The organism is Methylobacterium sp. 174MFSha1.1 (assembly GCF_900116815.1).
GTDB lineage: Bacteria > Pseudomonadota > Alphaproteobacteria > Rhizobiales > Beijerinckiaceae > Methylobacterium.
The window spans coordinates 30408-52543 of record NZ_FPCB01000012.1 but is presented as its reverse complement, the minus strand read 5'-3'; the positions used below and the strand labels follow the sequence as shown (position 1 = coordinate 52543).

General features: G+C 63.3%; 18 protein-coding genes and 1 tRNA gene. 12 read left to right on the top strand and 7 right to left on the bottom strand.

What is annotated here, in order from left to right:
* The first annotated feature begins 38 nt into the window (after nt 1-38).
* Entirely contained in the window at nt 39-1496 is a 1458-nt protein-coding gene (locus BM430_RS11145; RefSeq protein ID WP_244539440.1) for an adenylate/guanylate cyclase domain-containing protein, read from the top strand.
* 14 nt (nt 1497-1510) lie between these two features.
* Here BM430_RS11145 and BM430_RS11140 read toward each other — a convergent pair whose 3' ends face one another.
* A complete protein-coding gene (locus BM430_RS11140; RefSeq protein ID WP_093567331.1) occupies nt 1511-1888 on the bottom strand; it encodes a VOC family protein in 378 nt (125 codons plus the stop codon).
* 172 nt (nt 1889-2060) lie between these two features.
* Between BM430_RS11140 and BM430_RS11135 the strand changes: the two genes are divergently transcribed.
* Nucleotides 2061-2150: transfer RNA gene (locus tag BM430_RS11135), tRNA-Ser, on the top strand.
* A gap of 581 nt (nt 2151-2731) precedes the next feature.
* On the opposite strand, the gene BM430_RS11130 is transcribed toward BM430_RS11135, so the two are convergent.
* Nucleotides 2732-3898, bottom strand: coding sequence for a cysteine desulfurase family protein (locus BM430_RS11130; protein WP_093567330.1), 1167 nt, complete (start codon nt 3896-3898; stop codon nt 2732-2734).
* Between the two features lie 125 nt (nt 3899-4023).
* Here BM430_RS11130 and BM430_RS11125 point away from each other — a divergent pair, with 125 nt between their 5' ends.
* The 8 genes from BM430_RS11125 to BM430_RS11090 all read left to right on the top strand — a co-directional run bounded on the left by BM430_RS11125 (nt 4024) and on the right by BM430_RS11090 (nt 16527).
* Nucleotides 4024-4989 (top strand): DUF4007 family protein, encoded by a 966-nt coding sequence (locus BM430_RS11125; RefSeq protein WP_177303022.1) that lies wholly within the window; start codon nt 4024-4026, stop codon nt 4987-4989.
* Nucleotides 4986-8453 (top strand): AAA family ATPase, encoded by a 3468-nt coding sequence (locus tag BM430_RS11120; protein ID WP_093567329.1) that lies wholly within the window; start codon nt 4986-4988, stop codon nt 8451-8453. The genes BM430_RS11125 and BM430_RS11120 overlap by 4 nt, the downstream gene beginning before the upstream one ends.
* Complete coding sequence (locus BM430_RS11115) at nt 8450-9283, top strand: phosphoadenosine phosphosulfate reductase domain-containing protein (protein ID WP_093567328.1); 834 nt, start codon at nt 8450-8452, stop codon at nt 9281-9283. The genes BM430_RS11120 and BM430_RS11115 overlap by 4 nt, the downstream gene beginning before the upstream one ends.
* 89 nt (nt 9284-9372) lie before the next feature.
* Nucleotides 9373-11562 carry a DEAD/DEAH box helicase family protein gene (locus tag BM430_RS11110; RefSeq protein ID WP_093567327.1) on the top strand — a complete coding sequence of 730 codons (2190 nt, stop codon included), beginning with the start codon at nt 9373-9375 and terminating at the stop codon, nt 11560-11562.
* Nucleotides 11563-11573: 11 nt separating this feature from the next.
* A complete protein-coding gene (locus BM430_RS11105) occupies nt 11574-11819 on the top strand; it encodes a hypothetical protein (RefSeq protein ID WP_093567326.1) in 246 nt (81 codons plus the stop codon).
* Nucleotides 11820-11826: 7 nt separating this feature from the next.
* Nucleotides 11827-13989 carry an AAA family ATPase gene (locus tag BM430_RS11100; protein WP_093567325.1) on the top strand — a complete coding sequence of 721 codons (2163 nt, stop codon included), beginning with the start codon at nt 11827-11829 and terminating at the stop codon, nt 13987-13989.
* 22 nt (nt 13990-14011) lie between these two features.
* On the top strand, nt 14012-14458 hold the full coding sequence (locus BM430_RS11095; RefSeq protein ID WP_143132006.1) for a hypothetical protein: 447 nt from the start codon (nt 14012-14014) through the stop codon (nt 14456-14458).
* Nucleotides 14459-14742: 284 nt separating this feature from the next.
* Nucleotides 14743-16527: a DNA phosphorothioation-associated putative methyltransferase gene (locus BM430_RS11090; protein WP_177303021.1), complete on the top strand. Its 1785-nt coding sequence runs from the start codon at nt 14743-14745 to the stop codon at nt 16525-16527.
* 557 nt (nt 16528-17084) lie between these two features.
* Here the strand turns inward: BM430_RS11090 and BM430_RS35680 are convergent.
* Nucleotides 17085-17315 carry a ribbon-helix-helix domain-containing protein gene (locus tag BM430_RS35680; RefSeq protein ID WP_348273078.1) on the bottom strand — a complete coding sequence of 77 codons (231 nt, stop codon included), beginning with the start codon at nt 17313-17315 and terminating at the stop codon, nt 17085-17087.
* Between the two features lie 216 nt (nt 17316-17531).
* Here BM430_RS35680 and BM430_RS11085 point away from each other — a divergent pair, with 216 nt between their 5' ends.
* On the top strand, nt 17532-17939 hold the full coding sequence (locus tag BM430_RS11085; RefSeq protein ID WP_177303020.1) for a GIY-YIG nuclease family protein: 408 nt from the start codon (nt 17532-17534) through the stop codon (nt 17937-17939).
* Between the two features lie 22 nt (nt 17940-17961).
* Entirely contained in the window at nt 17962-19275 is a 1314-nt protein-coding gene (locus BM430_RS11080) for a DNA sulfur modification protein DndB (protein WP_093567321.1), read from the top strand.
* A gap of 305 nt (nt 19276-19580) precedes the next feature.
* Here the strand turns inward: BM430_RS11080 and BM430_RS35550 are convergent, their stop codons facing one another.
* The 4 genes from BM430_RS35550 to BM430_RS11065 all read right to left on the bottom strand — a co-directional run bounded on the left by BM430_RS35550 (nt 19581) and on the right by BM430_RS11065 (nt 22127).
* Nucleotides 19581-19706: a hypothetical protein gene (locus tag BM430_RS35550; protein WP_280142273.1), complete on the bottom strand. Its 126-nt coding sequence runs from the start codon at nt 19704-19706 to the stop codon at nt 19581-19583.
* A gap of 816 nt (nt 19707-20522) precedes the next feature.
* Entirely contained in the window at nt 20523-20789 is a 267-nt protein-coding gene (locus tag BM430_RS11075) for a hypothetical protein (RefSeq protein WP_093567320.1), read from the bottom strand.
* A gap of 106 nt (nt 20790-20895) precedes the next feature.
* Nucleotides 20896-21936 (bottom strand): AAA family ATPase, encoded by a 1041-nt coding sequence (locus tag BM430_RS11070; protein WP_093567319.1) that lies wholly within the window; start codon nt 21934-21936, stop codon nt 20896-20898.
* Between the two features lie 14 nt (nt 21937-21950).
* Nucleotides 21951-22127, bottom strand: a complete 177-nt coding sequence (locus BM430_RS11065; RefSeq protein WP_093567318.1) for a helix-turn-helix domain-containing protein — start codon at nt 22125-22127, stop codon at nt 21951-21953.
* Nucleotides 22128-22136 lie beyond the last annotated feature (9 nt).

Below are 22136 nucleotides of genomic sequence, written 5' to 3'. Positions count from 1 at the left end.
GCTACCATGAGGGGATCGGGAGGCCTGCGACCGGATCCGTGACAGAGCACGTTGCGACGGCCCGGCCGCGGGCCTTCACCAGAGACCGCCTGACCAGGGCCTTGCCGCTCGCCCGCGCGCTGACCTTCCGGGCGGGGCTCAGGATCGCGCGCCTGCGCCACTGGCTCGCCGGGCGGCTGCCGCCCCGGGTCCGCGGGCGGCTGGCCGGGAACGTGCGGGCCGCCGAGCTCGCCGGGCTCGCCTTCGCGTTCCGGGCCCGGGCCGTCGCCATCGTGGTCGTGTCGCTGTGGCTCCTGATTCTGGTGCCCTGGCCGCGCGACCTCTACTACCTCGCCGTCGCCGGCCTGTTCTTCCTCCTCGGCTACGTGCCGTATCGCCTGCGTCACCACGCCCGGGCGGGGACGATCAAGCTCGGCTTCACGGTGCTCGACATCGCGCTCATGACCGCGGCGATCATCGTGCCGCCGCCGGCCGGGCTCGGGGTCGACTGGCCGATCCAGACCCGGCTGCGCACCCCGGAATTCCTCTACCTGCTGCTCCTCCTCGGCGAGGCGGCGCTGACCTACTGGCCGGTGGCGGTGCTCTGGACCGGGACCTGGATCGCCGCGATCTGGTCGCTCGGCGTCTGGCTGGTCTACAGCCGCGCCGACACGGTGCGCTTCGCCAACGTCGTCCACGACGGGCGCCTGAGCGCGGAGGCCTCCCTGAAGGTCTTCCTCGACCCGGCCTATGTCGGCCTGACCCCGCTCTGGACGCAAGGGATCGTCACCGGCCTGTTCACCCTGCTGCTCGCCATCGCGGTGTGGCGGAGCCGGGGCACGATGCTGGCGCAGGTGCGCGCCGAGGTGGTGCGGGCCGACCTCGCCCGCTACGTCTCGCCCGACGTCGCGGACGCCCTGGCGGCCCGGGCCCATGCGGGCTTCGGCGCGCCGCAGACCCGGGTGGTGGCCGTGCTGTTCGCCGACGTCGTCGGCTTCACCGGCATGAGCGAGGGGATGGCGCCGGAGCGCGCCTTCGCGCTCCTGCGCGGCTTTCGCGAACGCAGCTGCAAGGTGGTGTTCCGCCACGCCGGCACCCTCGACAAGTTCCTCGGCGACGGTTTCATGGCAACCTTCGGCGGCCTCGACGGGCGCGGCGACGGCGCCGCCCGGGCGATGGCCTGCGCGGTCGCCCTCCAGGACGAGATCGACGCATGGAACGCCAAGCGCGAGGCCCGCGGCGCCGCGCCGGTGCGGGTCGCAGTCGGGGTGCATTGCGGCCCGGTGGTGATCGGCAATATCGGCGCCGACCAGCGGGTCGAGTTCACGGTGATCGGCGACGTCGTCAACGTGGCAAGCCGCCTGCAGGCCGCCACCCGCGAGGTCGGCGGCCGCATCCTCGCCTCCGATTGCTGCCTGTCGGCCGCCGGGCCGGACGTGGCGGGCCGCTTCACCCGCACGCTGCCCCTGACCCTGCGCGGCCGCCTCCAGCCGATCGTGGTGCACGTGGCGGAGTGAGGCCGCGGGCGGGCCTATCCGCGCTGCAGGATCTCGATGCGTACGCCGTCCGGTCCCTCGAAGAAGGCGATCCGCAATCCCGGCTTCACGTCGGTGATCCCTGAGACCAGCGGAATGCCGCGGGCGGCGAGATCCGCCACCGCAGCCTCGATGTTCTCGACGCGCAGCCCGATATGCTCGATGCCGCGATGGGGCGGCACGGCGGCGGACGCGGTGCCCTCCGGCGCCTGCTCGATGAACATCCTCATCCCGCCGAGATCGAGGATGATCCGGCTCGGCGTCTCCCCGCCCTCGCGCCCGGTCTCCCGCGCCTCCAGCACCTCGACGTAGAACCGCGCCGCCGCCACCGCGTCCCGACTGCGCAGATGGAGATGATCGTACACGTAGCCCATGCGGGTCTCCCTCGGGCCGCTCCGACGCGCGCCTCGTCCCGGCGCGCACGGTACGTCGCCCGGGCGCCGCGCGATAGGCGTTCCTCCACCCCCAGCCCCTCCGCACCCCGGTTGACGCATCGCCGCCGCCCGCCCTACAGAAAGGGCACCCGGGGCTCAGGCACCCGCGGCCGGAAGGGTGGCCGAGTGGTTTAAGGCAGCGGTCTTGAAAACCGCCGTGGGGGCAACTCCACCGTGGGTTCGAATCCCACCCCTTCCGCCATTATTATAGCGCAAGCTGTTGAAGTGATTAGCATATTTTAATTGCCGGTCATTTCGGCCCCAACTCCGGCCCCAACAGCGATGCTGGATCTGACTGGACTCCGGTGGACAAAGCAGGGCGAGGCTGCGGTCGTTGTTTGGAGCTCGCCAGCGCACCGTAGATGCTCGTGTGAACGCAGAGCCAATCACCGTTCTAGGGCGCATGATGCCTTGGCGAGGCCGAGCAACGTCGAAGCAGAGGACACATTTGCTGGCCGGCAGTTGGTGATCTTGTGATCGATGTGATCGCCTCGTGAAGCGACAAGCTCAACTAGTGGCGCGCGCATAATGTCGTGGAAGAGAAGCATAGTCTGTTCCTGCTTACTCGTGTGGCAGGTCCAGGGCTTGTTGCTTGCACACAGAAGGTTGTGCGCCCCTGAAAAAGCAGCCCGATTTTTTATTCGGAAATGGGGGGCAGCCTTGCGGACCGGCTGCATACTAGCGATGAACAAAAGGCCCATTTTCGCTAGCGAGAACGCAAGGTCGGAGTCCCCCGAACTGCTGATGCCTAATCAGCGCGTCTCGACCCAATTAATCGAAGCGTTATGCGTCAACGCACGCCGCCACGGCCTGAACGATGATCGCCGCGGCGGCGTCGACGTCGGATGTGGTCGTGAACCTCCCGAGGCCGATGCGTACGACCTCCCTAGCCTCCCGAACCGAAAGGCCAACGGCAGTCAGCACATGGGAGGGCTCCGGCGTGCCGGACGTGCAAGCAGATCCGGTTGATAGCGCAATGCGGGGCTGGAGGTTGGCGATCAGCCGCTCGGCTTCCACGTTTGCAAACCGGATACTAAGGTTGCCGGGATGGCGTCGGATCGGATCGCCCACCAATGTCGCGGTCGGTACGCCATCGACGATTCGGCCGAGGAGGCGCGCCCGCAGGGCTGAAAGGCGGGCGCGGTCGGAGCTCCGTCGGTTCATCAGCAACGAGCACGCGGCGCCGAAGCCTACGCACAACGGGGTAGGCACGGTTCCCGGGCGGAGGCCGTTCTCCTGCCCGCCTCCGAAGAGGAGCGGGGCGGGCCTTATCGGCACGTCCCGTGCGACGTAAAGCGCCCCAATCCCCATTGGCCCGTAGGCCTTATGCGACGAGAGGCTCATTAGGTCCACGCTCAATGATTGGACGTCGAGGTCCTCGACGGCAAGTGCCTGAGCAGCATCGGTATGGAAGATCGCGCCGGCTTCCCTACAGGTGGACGCAATCTCCTCAATGGGCTGTCGGGTACCGATCTCATTATTGATCAGCATGATTGAGACGAACCCTACCCCCCCGTCAAGCGCTTGGCGCAGCCGCGGCATATCGACGATCCCGTCCTCACCGACGGGCAGCATCTCGACTTCAACCCCGAAGAGATCCTTAGCTGCGAGGGCGGGCTCGAGGACTGCCTTGTGCTCGATCGCGCTCACGAGGATGCGTCTCCGCTCGCGAGGTAGGGCGCGACAGATGCCGAGGACCGCGATGTTGTTTGCCTCGGTTGCGCCCGACGTGAAAACTATTTCATCTGGATCCGCGCCCACTGCGGCGGCGACCTCGCTGCGGGCCTTCTCGACAGCTTGCCCGGCAGCCCACCCGAATGCGTGTTCAAAAGAGTGGGGATTGCCGAAGGATTTGGTCAGATATTCGCGCATTGCGCCCGCGACCGCGGGATCGAGGGGCGACGATGCGTTATGGTCGAGATAGATTGCGTCGGCAGGCAGGGGGTGCATCAATCGCCTCGAAAAACCGGCTTGGAGTGGGGCCACCTGGGCTCACCGTCCAGTTGACCCCGTCATTCCATACTCATAACCTTGACTGGACATTCCATCCAGTGGCTACAAAAACGATGAGAAGCTTGTTCGAAGAGACGGGTGCGCGTCTACAATTCGCGGGGCACGAAACATTCCCGCTGCGCTACGGATGGCTGAAGAAGGCTTTTGACGCAGTCGAGAGCTGCGGCTCGAATCAGACGAAGCATATCTTCACTAGTGAGCGCGCGATTTCCGATTTCGGTGTCGGCAAGAACATGGTTCTATCCATCCGGCATTGGGCTATCGCGTCCGGAATGCTCGCCTGGGAAGACGATGGGCTTGGTGAAATCCGGCCAACTCCGATTGGTCGGCTAATACTCAAGCAGGATCCGTATCTCGAGCACCCCGGTTCACTCTGGCTCATCCACTGGAACCTAGCGTCGACCCCCGGCAGGTCGGCGACTTGGTACTACGCATTCAATGAATTTAATGAGCCGTTCTTCACCCGTGACCTCCTGCGTCAAAGGCTTTTGCGCCGTTGCGACGAGCTGCGCGAAGCCAAGCGCCTCAACGAGACGCGCATCACGGAGATGACCCTCAAACGGGACGTCGACTGCTTCATCCGAACCTACGCTGCACGCACAGCCGGTGGCGGCCGTGCGGCTTTCGAGGATGGAGGGCTCGAATCTCCCCTCACTGAGCTGTCATTGGTTCAAATCCATGACGCGAGCGGGTCTTTTCAACTTCGGCGGGGGCCGAAGGCGACCCTTCCCGATCAGGTCTTCGCCTATGCGCTCGTCACCTTCTGGCGCGAGTTCTACCCGACCCGCCGTGAGTTCTCGTTGGAGGCGATTGTACACGAGCCCGGGTCCCCCGGCCGTGTTTTCCTCCTTGACGAGGACGCGACCTCCGAGCGGCTGGCCCGCCTAGATGAAATCACTGCAGGGAAGTTGCGCTGGGACGAGTCGACCGGGTTGCGGCAGATCTACGCCCACGATCTGCGCGGCTTGGACGAGAAACGGCTGATCGCAACGATGTACTCGGGCATGGATCTGGGAGCGGCGGCATGAGCGAAAAGACGTTGTCCGACGTCGTTCGAATCTCCCGTCGGTTCCGCCGGTCCGTCCGCGTCGACGCCGACATGGACGTTTCGGCCCTGGAGGGCTTCGTGTGCCCCCAATCGGCCGGCGCTGCCCTTCTAGGAATGGCTAAGCAGTTCGCTGAGGCCGGGCAAGGCGCCTTTACGTGGACGGGGCCGTATGGCTGTGGGAAGTCGAGCATCGCTCTCGCTCTAGCCGCCCTGCTCGGCAAAGGTGACGAGCTTCGTGCCGAGGCGCGGAAGGGCCTCGGGAAGGCTCTGTCCGTGAAATTAGAGGGTTTCCTGCGCAACGACGCCCGGCAGTGGGAGGTCCTACCCGTCGTCGGCCGGCGGACCGACCCGAAGGTGTTGATCTGCTCGGCTCTTACCTCGGCCGCAGCGAGCATGCGCGCCTGCTCGAAGGCGTCGAGCGCGGGCGAGGACCCCCAAGATGTTTTAGACAGCCTCGTCGCCGCCGCAAGGAAATCCAGGACGCGCGTCCTCCTCTTGATTGACGAAATGGGCAAGCTCCTTGAGCATGCCGCGTCGACGCAGAAGGACGTGTACTTCTTCCAGTTGCTCGCCGAGGCGGCGAGCCGGAGCGACGGACACCTTCTCGTAGTTGGCATCCTCCACCAAGCCTTCGACGACTACGCCCACCGCCTCTCGCGGGAGACCCGCGACGAGTGGCTGAAGATCCAGGGGCGCTACGTCGACATCCCGATTAATGTCGCCGGGGAGGAGCAAATCGAGCTCGTGGCCCGGGCTCTCGAGACTCAGAAGCGACCCGCCTCAAACCGGGGCATCGCCGGGCAGGTCGCCGCCGTGATAGCGCACAATCGAGCGTCTGTCGGCGCGGACCTCGGCGAAATTTTGCATCGGTGCTGGCCTCTCCACCCCGCGACCGCATGCCTTCTTGGCCCAATCTCGCGGCGCCGGTTCGGCCAGAACCAAAGGAGCATCTTCGGCTTCATCAACTCGGCCGAGCCGTTCGGCTTTCGCGAGTTCCTCGAAGGAGCCCCACTATCCTCCGGTCAGTCGTACGATCTTGTCCAGCTTTGGGCCTACCTGCGCGCCAATCTGGAGCCATCAATTCTATCCTCGCCTGACGGACACCGATGGTCGCTCGCCGTCGAGGCCGTCTCACGCTGCGAGGCGAAGGGCGGTGACTGGGCTCACTTTGAGGTCCTCAAGACAATCGCACTCGTCGACCTGTTCAAAGAGCGGTCCGGCCTTGTCGCTAGCAAGGAGATGCTTCGCATCTGCCTGCCTCACCTCACGCTTAACGACACAGACCGTGTCCTACGCGACCTCGCCGAATGGTCGGTCATCATCTACAAGCGTCATCTCGACGGGTACGCGATCTTCGCCGGCAGCGACTTCGATATCGAGAGAGCGGTCCGCGAGGTCAGGGGTAAGGTGGTCGGTGTTAATCTCGGGCGTATCCGCGAGCTCGCTGCGCTTCAGCCCATCCTGGCAAAGCGGCATTACCACCAGACCGGTGCCCTACGGTGGTTCGAACTTGACATCTGCGCCGCCGAGGATGCCGTGGAGCGGGCGCGGGACGGCACGCTGATCGGAGGCGCGGCCGGCCTGTTCCTCCTGATCATCGCGACTCGCAACGAGGAGCCGGGAGCCCTCAAGAAGATTGTACAGCGGGCATTAGCCGCAAAGGGCGATCATCCCGTCGTGATCGGCTGGACGCGCAACAGCTGGGCGATCCGAGAGCATGCGGCAGAGCTAATCGCCCTGGAGACGATCCGTTCGGAACGTCCTGAGCTGCGTGGCGACGAGGTCGCCCGCCGCGAGGTTCTGGCTCGGATCTCGCTGGTCTCCGCAGAGATCCAGGAGCAGGTGCGCGAGGCCCTCGTCTCGGCGGAGTGGGAATGGAGCGACGACGAAATCGCAGCCGGGGGGCGAGTCCTTCCCCGCGGTCCGGCGCGCTTGAGCGCGCTAGCCTCAGCGATTGCGGACAAGCAGTACGAGTTCAGCCCGATCATCCCGAACGAGCTCCTCAACCGTACCAAGCCCTCGAGCAATGCCGTCGCCGCGCAGCGCGCGCTCCTAAACGCAATGGTGTCGAGTCCCTCGGTGGATCGGCTCGCTATCGAGGGGTGGCCCGCCGAGGCGGGGCTCTATGCCTCGCTCCTGGAGCGCACGGGCCTTCACATCCCTGGGGGGGCCGATCACACGGCGCGCTTTGTGGACCCATCGACCAAAGGCGCGGCGCGCTTGTCCGAGCTTTGGAGGGTAGCGGACGTTTTCTTCCAGAAAGCAGGCGCGAAGGGGGCCTCGCTGGAGGGGCTCTACGAGCGTTGGCGCCAAGCCCCGTACGGCGTGCGCGAAGGATTGCTCCCCATCCTAGCAACAGCCTTTTATCTATCCCGCGCCGACCGGCTCTCGCTGTACCTCGACGGCATCTTCACGTCTCGGCTTGGTTCGATGTACGTCGACCGTCTGCTGCAGGACCCGGACACCGTGCGGGTGCGCTGGTCCGAGTTCTCGCCTCTGCATCGCGCGGTCCTCTCCGGCCTGTCCGAGATTGTGGCGCAGCTGGTTCCGTGCGGCTCGGGGGTGGACGCTAACGAGCCGATTTCGGTGGCGCGCGGGCTGGTCGCCGTGGTCGACGGTCTCCATCCGTGGACGCTTAAAACGGGCCAGCTCCCGCCAGACGCGGAGCGCCTGCGCAAGCTCGTGAAGGACGCCAACGACCCGAATCGCCTGATCCTCGACGACCTGCCGACCGCGTTCAGTGGCCGCGGCGGCGTCTCGGGCGCGAAGGCCACCGGAATCGTTGAGGCCGTCGCAAAGGGCATGCGGGAGCTAGCCGATGCCTATCCGATGCTGCTCAACGAGCTCGAGGATCGGCTCCTGAGCGAGTTGCGCGTGCCCCTTAAGGGAGCGGGCGCATTCGAGGAGCTCAGGAGGCGCGCGCTTACCGTCCGCGGTCTTACCGGCGACTTCAGGCTCGACGCCTTCGCCGTGCGGCTCTCTACGTTTGGGGGGGAGCGCGGGGACCTAGAGGCAATCGCCAGCTTGGCCGCCAACAAGCCTACTCGAGATTGGGTGGATCGCGACGTGGACCGGGCCCGGGCCGAGATCGCCGTCCTCGCGCAGCAGTTCCTTCGCGCGGAGGCCGTGGCGCACGTAAAGGGCCGGGAAGGCCGTGTCTCTATGGCTATTGTCATCGGCGATCCGAGGCGCGCAGAGCCGGTCGTACCCGCTTTCGACGTCTCCCCGAAGGAGATCGAGGCCGCCCGCGACCTCGCGCGTGAGCTGATGGATCTGATCTCGAGCGCGGGGGTCCATCGCGACGTCGCCCTTGCTGCCATCGCGGAGGCCGGGGCGAGGCTAGGTACGTCGGAGCCGACGGCGATTTCCGCCGGCGTCCTCCCGCGCGCCCCCGCGGCAACGGCCGGCAAAAAACCTAACGGGAACGGGAAGCACGTCAGATGACCGAGGTCCGCCACGTTCTGGGCCTGTCCGGCGGGCGCGACAGCGCCGCCTTGGCAGTGTTCATGCGGCAGAACTACCCCGAACTGACGCTCGAGTACTTCTTCACCGATACCGGTAAGGAGCTGCCTGAGGTCTATGAGTTCCTCGGCCGCCTCGAAGGGTTCCTCGGTCAGCCGATCGAGCGCCTTAACCCGGACCGCGACTTCGACTTCTGGCTCCGGCAGTACAAGCACTTCCTGCCGTCGCCCCGGACGCGCTGGTGCACGCGCCAGCTCAAGATCAAGCCATTCGAGGACTGGCTATGGCCTGATCTCGATGCCGGGACGCAGGTTGTGTCCTACGTGGCGATCCGCTCCGACGAGGACTACCGCGAAGGTTACAACTCAACCCACAAGAACCTTTCGGTTCGCCTGCCCTTTCGGGATGGTGGTATCAACAAGGCCGGGGTCGTCGACATACTGGAGGCGTCCGGGGTCGGACTGCCAGACTACTATCGCTGGCGCTCCCGCTCCGGCTGCACCTTCTGCTTCTTCCAGCAGAAGATCGAGTGGGTCCGGCTACTCGAGGAGCACCCCGAGGCATACGAGGAGGCCAAACGCTACGAGAAGAACGCGGTGGAGCACGGATCGCCGTTCACCTGGAGCCAGGGCGAGTCCCTCGAGGAGCTGGCGCGCCCCGAGCGCATCGCCCAGATCCGCGCTGACCACGAGCGCCGGCTGGCGCGCCTCGAGCAGCGCAGGCCGGTCAACCCCCTTCGTCCGGGGAGCGGCCCAATGGAGCTCGATGAGGTCTACGGCTCTGCGAAGGCCTGCCTAGCCTGCCACAAGTAGGTTAGCCTCGACCGTCTAGGCTCTTGGTTCGTTGGCGTCAGCGCCTGTGGCCGCCGAGATCCGACTGAGATACGAATGGGACTGTACGCATGAGGGCACTTGCGAGCCGGACGGACCTCTCGGCCACGCTCGAGCGGGGAGCAGCGGAGGACGGGTGGCTTGACGAAGTGCGCCCTCTCTACATCCTGCCCCACGACGACTTCGTAGGACAGGTTTTAATCCCATCGTTCGCCGGGGCGGCGGGCGTCGACTGCATGGTGGGGTTCTTCTCGAGCCAATCGCTGCGGGACATCGCCCCTGGACTGGCGACATTCTTGCGGGGAGGCCGCAAGCCGTTCCGGCTGATCGTCAGCCCGTTCCTGAGCCCCGAGGACCAAGTAGCGATCGCGGACGGAACCAAGGATGTCGGCGTCGTCGCCGACGCCGTGCTCAGGGACCTGCTCCTGACCGAGGACGCAATCTCGCAGCATACGCTGCGGTGCCTCGCGCACCTCTTGCGAACCGGGCGGCTGGAGCTACGGATCGCCATGTTGCGCAACTCGATCTTCCATCCGAAGGTCTGGATGTTCGATCTCGGCGAGAACCGCACGCTCGTCGCGCACGGCTCGACGAACTTCACAGCCGCGGGGCTCAAGCGCAACTACGAGCAGGTAACTATCTCGCGCTCGTGGCTCGATGCAACGCAAAGATACATCGCGACACAGCTTGCGTTCCAGTTCCGGCAACTCTGGGAAGGATACGACGAGGAGTGCATCGTCATCCCGGCACCTCGCGCGGTCGCCGACGGTTTGCTCCGCACCCTCGGGGAGAGCGACTCGCTTCCCCTAGAGGATGATCTGAGACGCCTCTACGATCGTGCCTCACATCGCAAGGAGGTGCGCCCCCCGCCGACCGACGAGCCGCCCCATGCAACAGGCGGGTTCGCGTTACCGCCCGGCCTTGACTGCTGGACCGGCGACTTCGACCACCAAGGACGGGCGGTAGATGCGTGGGTTGGCGCCGGCTTCCGAGGCGTCTTAGAGATGGCGACAGGATCCGGCAAGACCATCACGTCCATGGTCTGCGCCCACCGTCTCTTCGAGAAGACTGACCTGCCGCTCCTGATCGTGGTCGCCGCACCTTACGTTCCGCTCGTCCAGCAATGGTGCGAGGAGATCGAGCCGTTCGGGATCAGGCCGACGAATGTGACCACAGTTCATGGCGCCGGCGCCAGGCGAGCCGAGATCCAGGCGATCGGGCGCCGGCTCAAGCTAGGAATCTCGCGCGTGGAGGCGATCGTCGTCAGCCACGACCTTCTTTGCTCGCCGGAGTTCCAGGCAATGCTCGGGAGCATGAAGGGAGTAGACCGCCTGCTCGTGGCTGACGAAGCGCACAACCTCGGACGGGAGAGTTTCATCGCGCGGCAGCCCGAGTTTTTCGAACACCGGCTCGCCTTGTCCGCGACACCCGTCAGGCAGTACGATCCTGACGGGACCGAGGCGATCTTCGCCTTCTTCGGAGAGGTCGTGTTCCGGTTCACGATGGACGAGGCCATTGGGAAGTGCCTCGTTCCCTACGACTACCACGTCCACCCGGTCCAGCTAGGCGCTGACGAAATGGACGAGTGGCGCGAGCTCTCCGCTCAGATCAAGAAGAACGCCTGGCGCCAAGGCAGCGGGAAACCCGACGAGCTCCTTTCGAAGCTCCTGCGGGACCGCAGGGCGCTCTTGGAGACCGCGAGCGGGAAAATCGGAATGCTGGCCCGCCTGCTCGACAGCGAGGACCTCAAGTCGCTTCGCTACACGCTGATCTATGCGAGCGACAAAGGTCCGGATCAGCTTAACCAGGTAAACAGCTTGCTTAGGCAGCGAGGCCTGCTCTTCCACCAGCTCACAGCCGAAGAGACCGCTGATCGCCCGCGGATGCGAGACATCATCCGGTCCTTCCAAGCCGGCGAGCTCCAAGTCCTCACGGCAAAGCGGGTGCTCGACGAGGGCGTTAACATCCCGCAAATCTGCCGAGCCTACGTCTTAGCGAGCACGACCGTCGAAAGGCAATGGGTGCAACGCCGAGGACGCCTCTTACGATCCTGTAGAGCGATCGGGAAGGCTCATGGAATCGTTCACGACTTGATTTCTCTTCCTCCGGGGATGGAAAACGATATAGATGCGGACGCCCGGACGCTGATCAAATCAGAGTTGCGGCGTGTCCGTGAGTTCGCAAAACTCGCCCGCAACGCGGGGAGGTCCGACGGACCTCTCGGCATCATCTCTAAACTGACCGACGCGGTCGCAACTTGATTGAGGATGGCATGCCCCTCAACGGCAAGCTGGTGGCACAGTTGATCTTCCAAGAGATCGATAAGCTGGAGGAGCGTTGTCCAGGCTACCGCCACGAATTCAAAGAGACGCTCGGCGATATACTTGACTATGAGAGGCAACATAAAATAAGCGCAACCAATATACAGCAAAATATTAACTCGAAGTGCAACGCGATGGGTCGATTTCTGGCAGATCGCATGCAGAAGGCCAGCGTGCAAACCAACGACATCGACTGAGATCGACATGAAACTGCTTTGCGCCACCTTCAAGAACTTCCGCCTCCTTCGCGATCTCGAACTGAAATTTGCGACGGACCCGGAGAAGCGGCTCACCGTGATCCGGGCGGCCAACGAGACTGGCAAGACGACCATCCTCACGGCCCTGCAGTGGGCTCTGTACGGGGACGCGGCGTTGCCTGGGGGCGGCGCGGATTTCCGGCTTCACCCCATCGACTGGGACCCAGAGACCGAGGGAGCGCGAGTTCCGATCTCGGTCGACGTCGAGTTCGAGGTGGTGCGCCTGAACAAGGGACACGAAATCAGGCGCCAGTACCGGCTCCTCCGGACCGTAGACGAGGAGATCGCCGGAGCTCGCTGGAGCAGAAGCAGCGGCGCGATGAAGGTTTGGGAGAGCACCTCCCAAGGCACTCGGCAGGTCCAGTCTCCCGAGGCTTTGATCACGGACGAGCTACCGACTGAACTCCGAGAGGTCTTCTTCACGGACGGCGACCGCGCGCTCAGCTTCATCGAGGCTGAGGTGTCGATTCAGACTAAGAGGCAGCGTGTCCAGAGCGCGATCCGCTCGCTCCTTGGCCTAGACGTGTTGGAGAATGCCGCCAAGCACATCAAGAGGACCGAAGCGGAAGTCAACAAGCAGGCGCGATCCATTGGCGGCGGGAGTGACATCCAGCGAGTCTCCGTACAACTCGAGAAGCTCGACACCGATATCGAGTCAATCGAGAAGGAACGCGACGACGCCAACGAGCAGTTTACGAATTGGGACACCGACCTAGCGAAGCGCGAGCGGCAACTGAGCGAGGCTCTGCAGAAGGGCGACAAGGAAAAACTGCAACGGGAGTTTGAGGCGGCCAAGGCTAGCCTTAAGCGGGTCGACGGACTGATCGCCGCCGCTTCCAAGGAGCATGCCACGTTGTTTACCGGCAGGCCGCTCGCCCGCGACCTGCTGTCCACCACGCTCGGGCCCGTCTTCGAGAAGCTTGACTCTCTGAAGGACAAGAACGAGATCCCAAACACGACCGTACCCGTTCTTGAGGAGCGGCTCTCGTCCGGCATGTGCATCTGCGGGGAATGTCTCGACCCAGCACGCCAGGAGGCTTCCGACGACCCGGACGGGGCGCAGCGCCGGGGTAACCATATCCGTAGCCTGATCGAGAAGAGCCGCGCTGCCGATGATGTCAAACAGATCGTGACGGACCTTTACTTCCATTCGAGGGATCTGCGGCCGGCCCAGCCAGCGCAGGGCGGGGTGACCGTCGGCTGGATCATGGACTACGCCCGGATCGTGGAGCAGCGCCACCACTACAGCGACATGCGCCAAGAGGCCGGCCGCAAGCTAAAGGCCCTAGAGGCTCAAATCGACCAGCTCGAGGACACGCACATCCGCGAGATCCAGGACGCCAAGAAGTTCGCCAAGGAACAGCGGGACAAGCACCTCAATCTGAAGACTAGGGCCGAGACTCGGCTCGAGGGATTGCGCGAGAACCAGACGCGCCTAAAGGCCGAGCGGACCCGGCTGGTTGGCGAACAGAGCAAAGGGGTGAGAGTCCTGGCCGAGCTCAACGTCGTACAGGATATCTCTTCCGTGTTGAAGAGGGCGTACGACCGCATCACGACCGACGAGCTGCGCAAAGTTAGTGCCGAGATGAACTCCATCTTCTTGGAGATGATCGGAGCCGACCCGGAACAGGGAGCGATCATCCAGCAGGCGGAGATCAGCGCCGAGTTCGATATCATCGTTTATGGGCCAGACCGCCGCACCCTGAATCCGGACCGCGACCTGAACGGCGCGTCCCGGCGGGCTCTCACTCTAGCCTTCATCCTCGCCCTGACTAAGGTAAGCGAGGTAGAGGCACCCAACGTCATCGACACCCCACTCGGCATGATGAGCGGATACGTCAAGCGCTCTGTTCTGCGGAAGGCGATCCAAGAGAGCGCTCAACTCGTCTTATTCCTGACCCACTCCGAGATCGAAGGCTGCGAGGAAATCATCGACAAGACCGCCGGTACGGTGGTCACGTTGACGAACCCCGCCCACTTCCCGCGGATGCTCGTGAACGACTCGAGGGCGGCGAAACGGACGGTGCTCAAGTGCGGCTGCAATCACCGGCAGGAATGCAACGTCTGCCGGCGGCGGCTCGATGCTGAAGAACTCGAGATGGTATCCTAAGGCCGGGCAGGGGGGCAGCACGATGGCCGATCGCCAGCATAATCCTTTTGCAAATATCGACATTATGGTGCCGTTCGAGTTCCAGGACGAGATTAAGCGCTACAACGAGGATCGAGTGTCCGACGATGCGCCGTTCGCCCGGCAGGTCGACATCTGGTTCCTCGCCCTCTGCGTGGCCGTTCGCCTAGAGCTCGCGCCGGCCGACCTGCCGAACCGCAAGACGTACAAGATGATCACCGGCGCAATCTTTGCCAGCGATCCATGGCGTATCCAGGCGCTCACCTTGATTGCCATGTCGCGGACCGATGACATCAAGATCGCGGCCGAGCCGCGCCGGATCATGTCGATCGCCTCCGACCTAGCGGCAGCCGGCCTTCCGCACGTTCTGCAGATGCTTCGGGACGGGGATGGCGACCCAATATGGAATCTGTCTGATAATCTCGAGGAGATGCTCCGCAAGGCCGCGTGACGATCACGGATGGACGGTGTAGAGGGCGCGATCCGCTCCGCACCTGAGTGCTGACGTACCCTTCATCGGCCGATTATCCTCCCTGTCTTGTATGTGACGCTGAGAGGACAATGCTACGACACGGCGAGGTCAAGTCGTGCTCCGGCAGGTTCAAGTCAACCCGCAGGGTTGGCAAGCGCGTCGGAGGCGCCGTCTACGTCCATATCTCCGCGTTAGGTGAGCTAGCGGACGATGAGCGCGCACCGATCGAAGCTGCGCGGGCGTGCATCGGCGAGCACTGGAACGTGGCCAAGATCACCCCCAAAGGCGTCACGCTCCTCGCCTACGAGGATTTCGACACAGCAGCCTTTCCACGTCTTCGGCATGCCTGGCGTCCTAGGGTCGATGGCGTGGACCATGACGATTACACGCGCCGCGACAACCCGCCCATCCTGCATCGGAAGGAGCTGCTCCTGAGGGCCGACGACCCGCGGGTTGAGCTGTTCGCGGACCTCACGCGACAAGCCGTCGAGCGCGGCCTATTCGCTGATCCACACCGGATTGGCACCGCCAACGCCTGGGAGAAGCGCTTGGAGGACGCGGGTGTTGTGGTGATCGGCCATCGCTTAGCCGATCGCGCTGCCCCAGTCGCCCGTCACCGGACGGCCATCGCCCGTAATCGGCTATCAACCCCGATGCAGCAGCTCGTCTTACAAGGCTTCATTGCCGACGGGGTCTCCGTGTTCGACTACGGATGCGGTCAGGGCGATGATGTTCGCGCCCTTCAGGAGAGCGGGGTCGAGGCGTCCGGCTGGGATCCCTACTTCGCGCCAGCCGCCGCACGGCTGGAGGCCGAGGTCGTGAACCTCGGTTTCGTCCTTAACGTGATCGAAACCCCTGGCGAGCGGATCGAGGTCCTCCGCCGAGCCTTCTCCCTCGCGCGCCGCGTCCTCGCTGTCTCTGTCATGATGACAGGCCAGCGTCCCTCGGACGGGCTGCAGACCCATGGGGACGGACACCTCACCTCGCGCGGCACCTTCCAGAAATACTTCACTCAATTAGAACTCCGTGAGTTGGTCGCGGAGGCGCTCGGTCGTGACCCGGTCGCGGTCGCGCCCGGGGTGGTTTTCGCATTCCGGCAGGCAGAGGACGAGCAGGATTTTCTGGAGCGCCGTCAATCGCGGCAACGTCAGTGGCCCACAGGCATCGAGCTCGGCCCTTCGATGCGGAGCATACAGGTTGGCGTCGAGCGGAGCCGGTTCGCCCCTTTGGTCGACGACGTGGCTACGTCTTGGCTCGAACTGGGCCGCGCGCCCTTGCGAGACGAGATACCCCCTTCGACATCAGCGGCTTTAAGGGATGCAGGATTGTCGCTCGAGCGTGCGACACGCCTCGCTGCCAATCTGATCGGCCACGACAGACTGATTGCATCGGAAACCTCCCGACGCGAAGATCTGACCCTCTTCCTTGCGATGTGGAAGTTTGGGCGCCGCTCGGGCACCAGCCTGTCGGAACGGCTTCGCCGAGATGTACGGCACTTCTTCTCTTCGTTGTCGAAGGCTGAGGAGGCAGGCACCGCCTTCCTGTTTTCGTTAGGCAGCCTCGATACACTTGCTGCGGCCGCTGCTGAGGCCGCTGAGCAGAAACTCGGGCATCGGGCAGGGAGCTTCCTGCACTTCCGGCGTGACGCCTTGGATAGGATGCCCTTGGCGATCCGCGGGCTCGTCGCATGTGTGACTGTGATTCACGGCGGGCTAGACGAGGTGGATGTAATCGCGGTCGACGTCGGGGAGCGGCGGGCAACCCTCTACAGGATACTCGATTTTGACGCCCGACTTCCGCTCGTGACCCGATCGACCAAGGTCTCCCTCCCACGCCAAGACCTCCACGATCGCATCTACGAGGAGGGGCGGCGCCCAATCTTTCTCGGGCGGTCCCGTTATGCTGCGAATGGAATCGAGGCGGTAGAAAGGGAGGCGCTAGAGACCAAGATACGGCGGGTGCTTGGGATGCCTGAGGATCGTCTCACGTGCCGGCAAGACAAGCTTGCGGACGTCCTTCGAGCATCCGGGCGGAGAGGAAGTCCTTGAGTTGGCACAGGCGTGCTCGGGGGGGGGGGGGGGGGGGGGGGGGGTCGGCGAGCAGACAGTTGAAGCTAAAGCCTAGTCCGGGCATCGTCGAGGGTGCCCCCCAGCGCATAGAGACCGACGAATGCACCACGAGCTCGCTCGCTAACAGCTTGCAATCGCAAGGGGAATTTTGTCGAGCATTGTACGTTTTTTGTTGGCATCAGTGCACTATTTGACGATCCTTAGCCACAACGATGACCGTTTCCAACATTACGACCGGCCGCGTCGGCTCCGTTCCTTGCTTTATCGCCTTTCGACGCCGAAACGGCTTCGTGAAGAGCTCAGCCGGCCTTCCCGACGGCGGTCCGGCTTTGACTTAACGTGCGCTACTACGGGACCATGCACGAGCGCGGCGGACGCGATCGCGGGCTGGTGAGTATATGAGAGATGACCCTAATAGAGCTTAGGTCATCTACAGATCGCAGCCATGCATACGGTGGAACCCAGAGCGGTAAACACTCCATTTTATCTTGGACATGTTGCTCTAATGCGTGCATTCCATTACAGCCCGAAGGCACTCACTCCGCCACCTCGTCGCGAACTCCACCTCGTGGCAGGCGCTGCTGGTCGGCAATGCGTGGATGCCCGTGCTTCTCGAAGAGGTCATTGATCGCCACGGCGAGCAAAGATTGAACGGTTAGGCCCTTCTCGGCGGCGATTACCCTGAATCTCCGGATTACTTCTGTGTGGAAGTGTCCACCGATCTGCCCCTTTCCTTGCCGTGATGGGGGCCTGCCCTTTGCAGGCATGCAATACCTCCGAGAATCTCATTGCCAAGCTTCTAGCACAGATCACATTCACTCCACCATCAATGGTCGTCATGTCTGCATGTCGACATGACGACGTTTGAAATTGTTTGCAGAATTTTCATTGCGCCACGGGCAAACAAGATCGATGTTTGCGCATACAGATTGCTCAGATGCGCAAACACGACGGCCTTGAGCGCAAACAGAGGGGTAGCGTCTATGAATTTGCACGCCCGTCCCGCTAATTCGCATGACAGCCTGCGAACGTCGCGCGAGCTGCGACGGGCGCTCCTGTGCCCCCAACCGAAGCGCGAGGTCGACGGATCGGCACCCTTCTGCGCCTTTCAGTCCGTCCTCGTTCCCGAGGCTGGCGGCGTATATCTCATCCACGACCTCCGCGGCATCCTCTATGTCGGCCGCACGATCAATCTGCGGCAACGTCTCGCCCAGCACTATTGGGTCACTGAGAACGATCTGTTGCGCCTCGCCCTCCGCCACCGCTTCGGAGAGATGCGCTTCTCCTGGTTTCTAGTCGAAGTCGGGCGCGAGCGCGCGCTGCTCGAGCACGACCTCGTTGGCTGGCTCCAGCCTCCGTGCAACCGGGCGACCCCCGGCCTCCCCCGCTGACTCCAACTGAAGGACTGAAATCATGGCCCTGCTCATTCCTGCGATTAAAGGCAAGCTCGGAACGACCATCTACTACGAGGCCACGATGAAGGTGCGTGATCTGGTGCAGGCGGTGCGCCCGCCCCGCGAGATGGACGGGTGGACGAGCTTCAGCATTGAAGAGCGCATGCAGCGCAACGCCGACATGCCCCGGATCAAGAAGCAGCTTGCTCCGTACCTTGTCCGCAACGCCGACCGCTTCTTCGGCTCGATCATCGTTCTAGTCTACGGAGGCCCGATCAGCTTCGAGTCCTTAACGGACTTAGCTAAGAACGTCCCTGTCGCGTATAAGCAGGTATCGCAGCAGATCGGCTTCCTCACCATCGATCGCGGATCGCTGATCGTGCTCGACGGGCAACATCGCCTCATTGCGCTCCGTATGGCCCAACAGGGTGATATCCAGGGACCGTTCAGCTCGACCGTCGGCGACGACGATGTCTGCGTCATCTTCATCGAGCACGAGGAAGACATCAAAACGCGCCGGATCTTCAACACGGTCAACCGCTACGCCAAGTCCACCACCCGCAGCGACAATATTATCACTAGCGAGGACGACGGATACGCCATTGTCGCGCGCCGCATCCTCGCGGAGGGTAACCCTCTCGCCACCCGCAAGTCCGGGGGTGAACCCGAGGACGTCGTGGAGTGGAAAAACAACACGCTGGGCGTCCGCAGTACGCGCCTCACAACGATTGGGGTCGTCTACGAGACCGTGCGGCTGATTCTCGCCCACCACGACATACCGAAGCTCGACCCTCAGGATCGGCCGGATGACGACCAGCTGGACGAGTACACGCAGTATGTCAGCGATCTCTGGACCTCACTCGTGGAACGGATCGGCGCATTCAAGACGGCACTCGGCGACCTGAAGAAGATCCCGGCCATGCGTGAGGACACGTCGCAGACCTCTCTGCTGTTCAAGCCGGCGGCTCAGGTGGCGCTGGTGGACGGCGTTCTGCGGGCGGTCAAACTCGGTAAGATGAGCCTCGACGAGGTCATCGACCGGATCAACCAGGTCCCCGACTGGAGCATGACCTCGGATTGCTGGCGCGACATCATCACGAAGTCGGGTGGAACGATCGACGCCAGCACGGACGCGCGCGACCGCATGGCTCACCTCGTGACCTATTTCCTGGTGGCCGACAAGCTGAGCGACGCTGTCAAGTACGATGTCTGGAAGCGCTACATCACAGCGCGTGGCAACCGTGAAGATCTGCCTATCCCCGTCGCCGGGCCTGCCTTCACCGCTGAGGACGCGAAGAAATACGAGGACACCGCGCTCAGCAAGGCCGCCTGAGCAACATCGTCGACAGCACACCAGGGCCGCTCGCCCGCGAGCGGCCCTTTCCTGCGATGCGTCGCCGTTGTTGAGCCGGCAGCCATGCGGCCAGCAACGTGACGATCGGGAACAGGGGGGACAAGGCAGGGCGTGGTGCGGGCAATCGCCTGGCCAACCACTGCCGCTAGGTCTCGACGCTGAGATGAGTAAGGTCCTTCTGGCAATTAGCCCCGACGTTCCAGCGGCACGCGAATCAGAACGCGATCTAGACGGGCTCGCGCGCCAGGTCGGTGCGGAGCAGCGCCTAGGGCTGAAAGCGCCCGTCAGGATTGCGAACGAACACCCAGCAGACCGATCGGCACGATGGGCAGACTGCCGGGTCTGGCGCTGCCAATCACGTCGGCCGGGCGTTTCTGGCCTTTGGCGGGGTCGGCATCAAACAGCCTCATCAATGCGTTCGCAGACAAACTCTCCCGTTGCCTCGTTTAGCATGGTCACGCGCATCCTAATCTCAGGCTTCGGAAAACATTCCTTGATCTCCCTAGGGGATGCATTCCGATCTTTAGGAATTGCTATTATGATTCGCACGACTCCATCGCAGTTGTCGCGAGCCCAAGCTAGATTTTCGATCAGCTCAGGCAGACCAGGTGATCTCAGCCAATTCGGATCGTGGGAGTGTGTATGTGAGCGATAGAGCGCCGTACCTCGCTCAAATCGATCCTGCCAGAATGTGACTGCAACGATTCCGCGTGCTTCATTCCGAGCAGACCAGCTCCAGCGCGGATTTTTCGCAACTGTATCGTATGACTCGAAGCACGCCCTGTGGGTCCATTTCCGCGGCACAATCGTCCTCCTGCTTGGCGCCAAGCATATGCCAATCGGAGACGGACCGCGAGCGAACGGGCGAGAAACGGCCGCGGTAGCGTGCGGCTCTAGACTCAAAATGAGACACTGTCTGCCGCGAGGACGGATGAACGGACAGCGGCTCAAACGCCAGGGTGAACCCGGCGCGAAGCGAGCGGGCAGGGGCAGCATAGCCGTATCTCTTGGCGGAGACCTAGCTAGTCTACCCATCCGGCTGCTTCATAGCCTCACCCCATTAACCCGCCTGCCATGAGCCAAAGTAAGCTAAGGCGGCGGAGGGCACGGATCTCACCCGAAAGCGGGCTCCTCCGAAGCGGCCGAGCCGACCAACTCAATACTGGCCGACCCGGCGCATTCAGCAGCGGGTTGCCGAGCTGCGTCGAGGTTAAGGTCGTGAGTGTCTAGAAGCCGGGTGCGGAGCGAGAAGCAGCCCACGGCGTCGATCTGGTCTCGATCCACGGGCGCGTCAGCTCGTTTGCGACGAAGGCGGCGGGGTCTACGACGAAGCCCTCACCGTAGCAGACCCCAGCGAGGCCGGCCTCGAAGTCGATGACTATTTGTTCTCGCAAGGCGTTCTCGATTCTGGCGTACTGTTCGGCTGTGGGTTGGCGGCCATGGAAGGCTGCGGCTTCTGCTATGGCGGTCGCGATGGACACGAAACGAGTCATGGTGCGTTTTTCTCGATTGATGGTGAGAGAGGGGCGGTCACAACGGTCACAAGATCACAGCCGCTTCGACCGCCCAGTTGTCTCAGGATTGCGATGACTTCAGCTCTTATTCTTCGATGACCACCTCCCCATCGCCCTCTTCGTTGAGAACATACAGGCCGCGTCCGCGCTTGCTGACCTCACCCGATGACAGCATTCTTTGGAGCAGTTGCCGGACGTTCGCGTTGGGCACGTCAAGCTTGATGCTCAGCTCTGTCGGTGACATCGGGCTGGCCCCTTCGGCTAAGGCAGCCAAAATTGCTTGCCGCTCGTCGCTGCGTCTCACTTCTGCTGCAGGTCCCTGTGCAGACCAGGCGCCGGATTGTTTGTCGAACAGCAGGGCAGTCTCGATTTCCTCGATGTCGCGTCCGCGGGCATAGAGCGTCGTACCCTGGCCGCCCCGATCTAGGATCAGAATCGTGTCGGCGGCACCCGTGATCCCGTTCGTGCCGGAGACGGTCTCAAACGGGTCCTCCGCGGCCATCTTGCGGGTGTGGTGGACCACGACGACTGCGATGCTGGTTTCGTCTGCGAGCTGCTTCAGCGGCATCAGAGCCCGGTAGTCCGACTCGTAGCCGGTCTCGCTGCTGCTGCGCTCCGGCCGGATCTTCGTGAACACATCGACGATGACCATCCGCGCATCTTCTGTCGCATCGACCCATTCACGGATCGCTTCGGCCCCGCCCGCGTCCAAGCGCGGGCACTCCGTCTCGAAGTAGAGGCCGTCCAAGGCGACCTCTTGTTCCTGCAGGATCTGGCGCAGACGCTGCTGCAGGCGGCGCTCGTTGTCCTCTAAGGCGAGGTAGAGGACGCTGCCCTGCTTCACCGGCACGTTGCCGAGCGCCGGCCCGCCGGTGGCAACTGCGACGGCCAAGCCCAGCGAGAGCCATGACTTGCCGGTCTTCGGCTTGCCGGCGACGATCGAAAGGCCGGGCTGGATGTACCCGGGCACGATGTGCTCGATCGTCGGCAGCCTCTTGGCCAGCAACGCGGTGGCGTTGAGGCGACCGAGTTTCGGGCGCACCTGGACGGTACCAGCCTCTGCGTCTACCGTGGTCTCGATTACCTCGGCTGTTTCGGTCGGGGAGGCCTGGGCGAAATCGAGCATGATTTTGCTCCCGCCTAGATTTTGGGTAGAGCGGCCAACCAGCTCTGCAGGTCCGCCGCCAGTATCAGCGTCCGACGGCCGAGCTTGCGTGCCTTCAGCTTGCCGGCCTTGATCTGCTCATACAGGAAGCTGCGGCCGACGCCGCTCGCTTTCACCGCATCCGCGATGCTGTAGCTCAAAACCTCGTTCATGTTTACCTC

Excerpts from the sequence above, each read along its gene's own strand:
- BM430_RS11100 (WP_093567325.1), top strand. The coding sequence starts at position 11,827 with ATGAAACTGCTTTGCGCCACCTTCAAGAACTTCCGCCTCCTTCGCGAT.
- BM430_RS11140 (WP_093567331.1), bottom strand. The coding sequence starts at position 1,888 with ATGGGCTACGTGTACGATCATCTCCATCTGCGCAGTCGGGACGCGGTG.
- BM430_RS11105 (WP_093567326.1), top strand. The coding sequence starts at position 11,574 with ATGCCCCTCAACGGCAAGCTGGTGGCACAGTTGATCTTCCAAGAGATC.
- BM430_RS35680 (WP_348273078.1), bottom strand. The coding sequence starts at position 17,315 with ATGCCTGCAAAGGGCAGGCCCCCATCACGGCAAGGAAAGGGGCAGATC.
- BM430_RS11115 (WP_093567328.1), top strand. The coding sequence starts at position 8,450 with ATGACCGAGGTCCGCCACGTTCTGGGCCTGTCCGGCGGGCGCGACAGC.
- BM430_RS11110 (WP_093567327.1), top strand. The coding sequence starts at position 9,373 with ATGAGGGCACTTGCGAGCCGGACGGACCTCTCGGCCACGCTCGAGCGG.
- BM430_RS11080 (WP_093567321.1), top strand. The coding sequence starts at position 17,962 with ATGGCCCTGCTCATTCCTGCGATTAAAGGCAAGCTCGGAACGACCATC.
- BM430_RS11085 (WP_177303020.1), top strand. The coding sequence starts at position 17,532 with ATGAATTTGCACGCCCGTCCCGCTAATTCGCATGACAGCCTGCGAACG.
- BM430_RS35550 (WP_280142273.1), bottom strand. The coding sequence starts at position 19,706 with ATGAGGCTGTTTGATGCCGACCCCGCCAAAGGCCAGAAACGCCCGGCC.
- BM430_RS11130 (WP_093567330.1), bottom strand. The coding sequence starts at position 3,898 with ATGCACCCCCTGCCTGCCGACGCAATCTATCTCGACCATAACGCATCG.
- BM430_RS11095 (WP_143132006.1), top strand. The coding sequence starts at position 14,012 with ATGGCCGATCGCCAGCATAATCCTTTTGCAAATATCGACATTATGGTG.
- BM430_RS11065 (WP_093567318.1), bottom strand. The coding sequence starts at position 22,127 with ATGAACGAGGTTTTGAGCTACAGCATCGCGGATGCGGTGAAAGCGAGC.
- BM430_RS11120 (WP_093567329.1), top strand. The coding sequence starts at position 4,986 with ATGAGCGAAAAGACGTTGTCCGACGTCGTTCGAATCTCCCGTCGGTTC.
- BM430_RS11070 (WP_093567319.1), bottom strand. The coding sequence starts at position 21,936 with ATGCTCGATTTCGCCCAGGCCTCCCCGACCGAAACAGCCGAGGTAATC.
- BM430_RS11075 (WP_093567320.1), bottom strand. The coding sequence starts at position 20,789 with ATGACTCGTTTCGTGTCCATCGCGACCGCCATAGCAGAAGCCGCAGCC.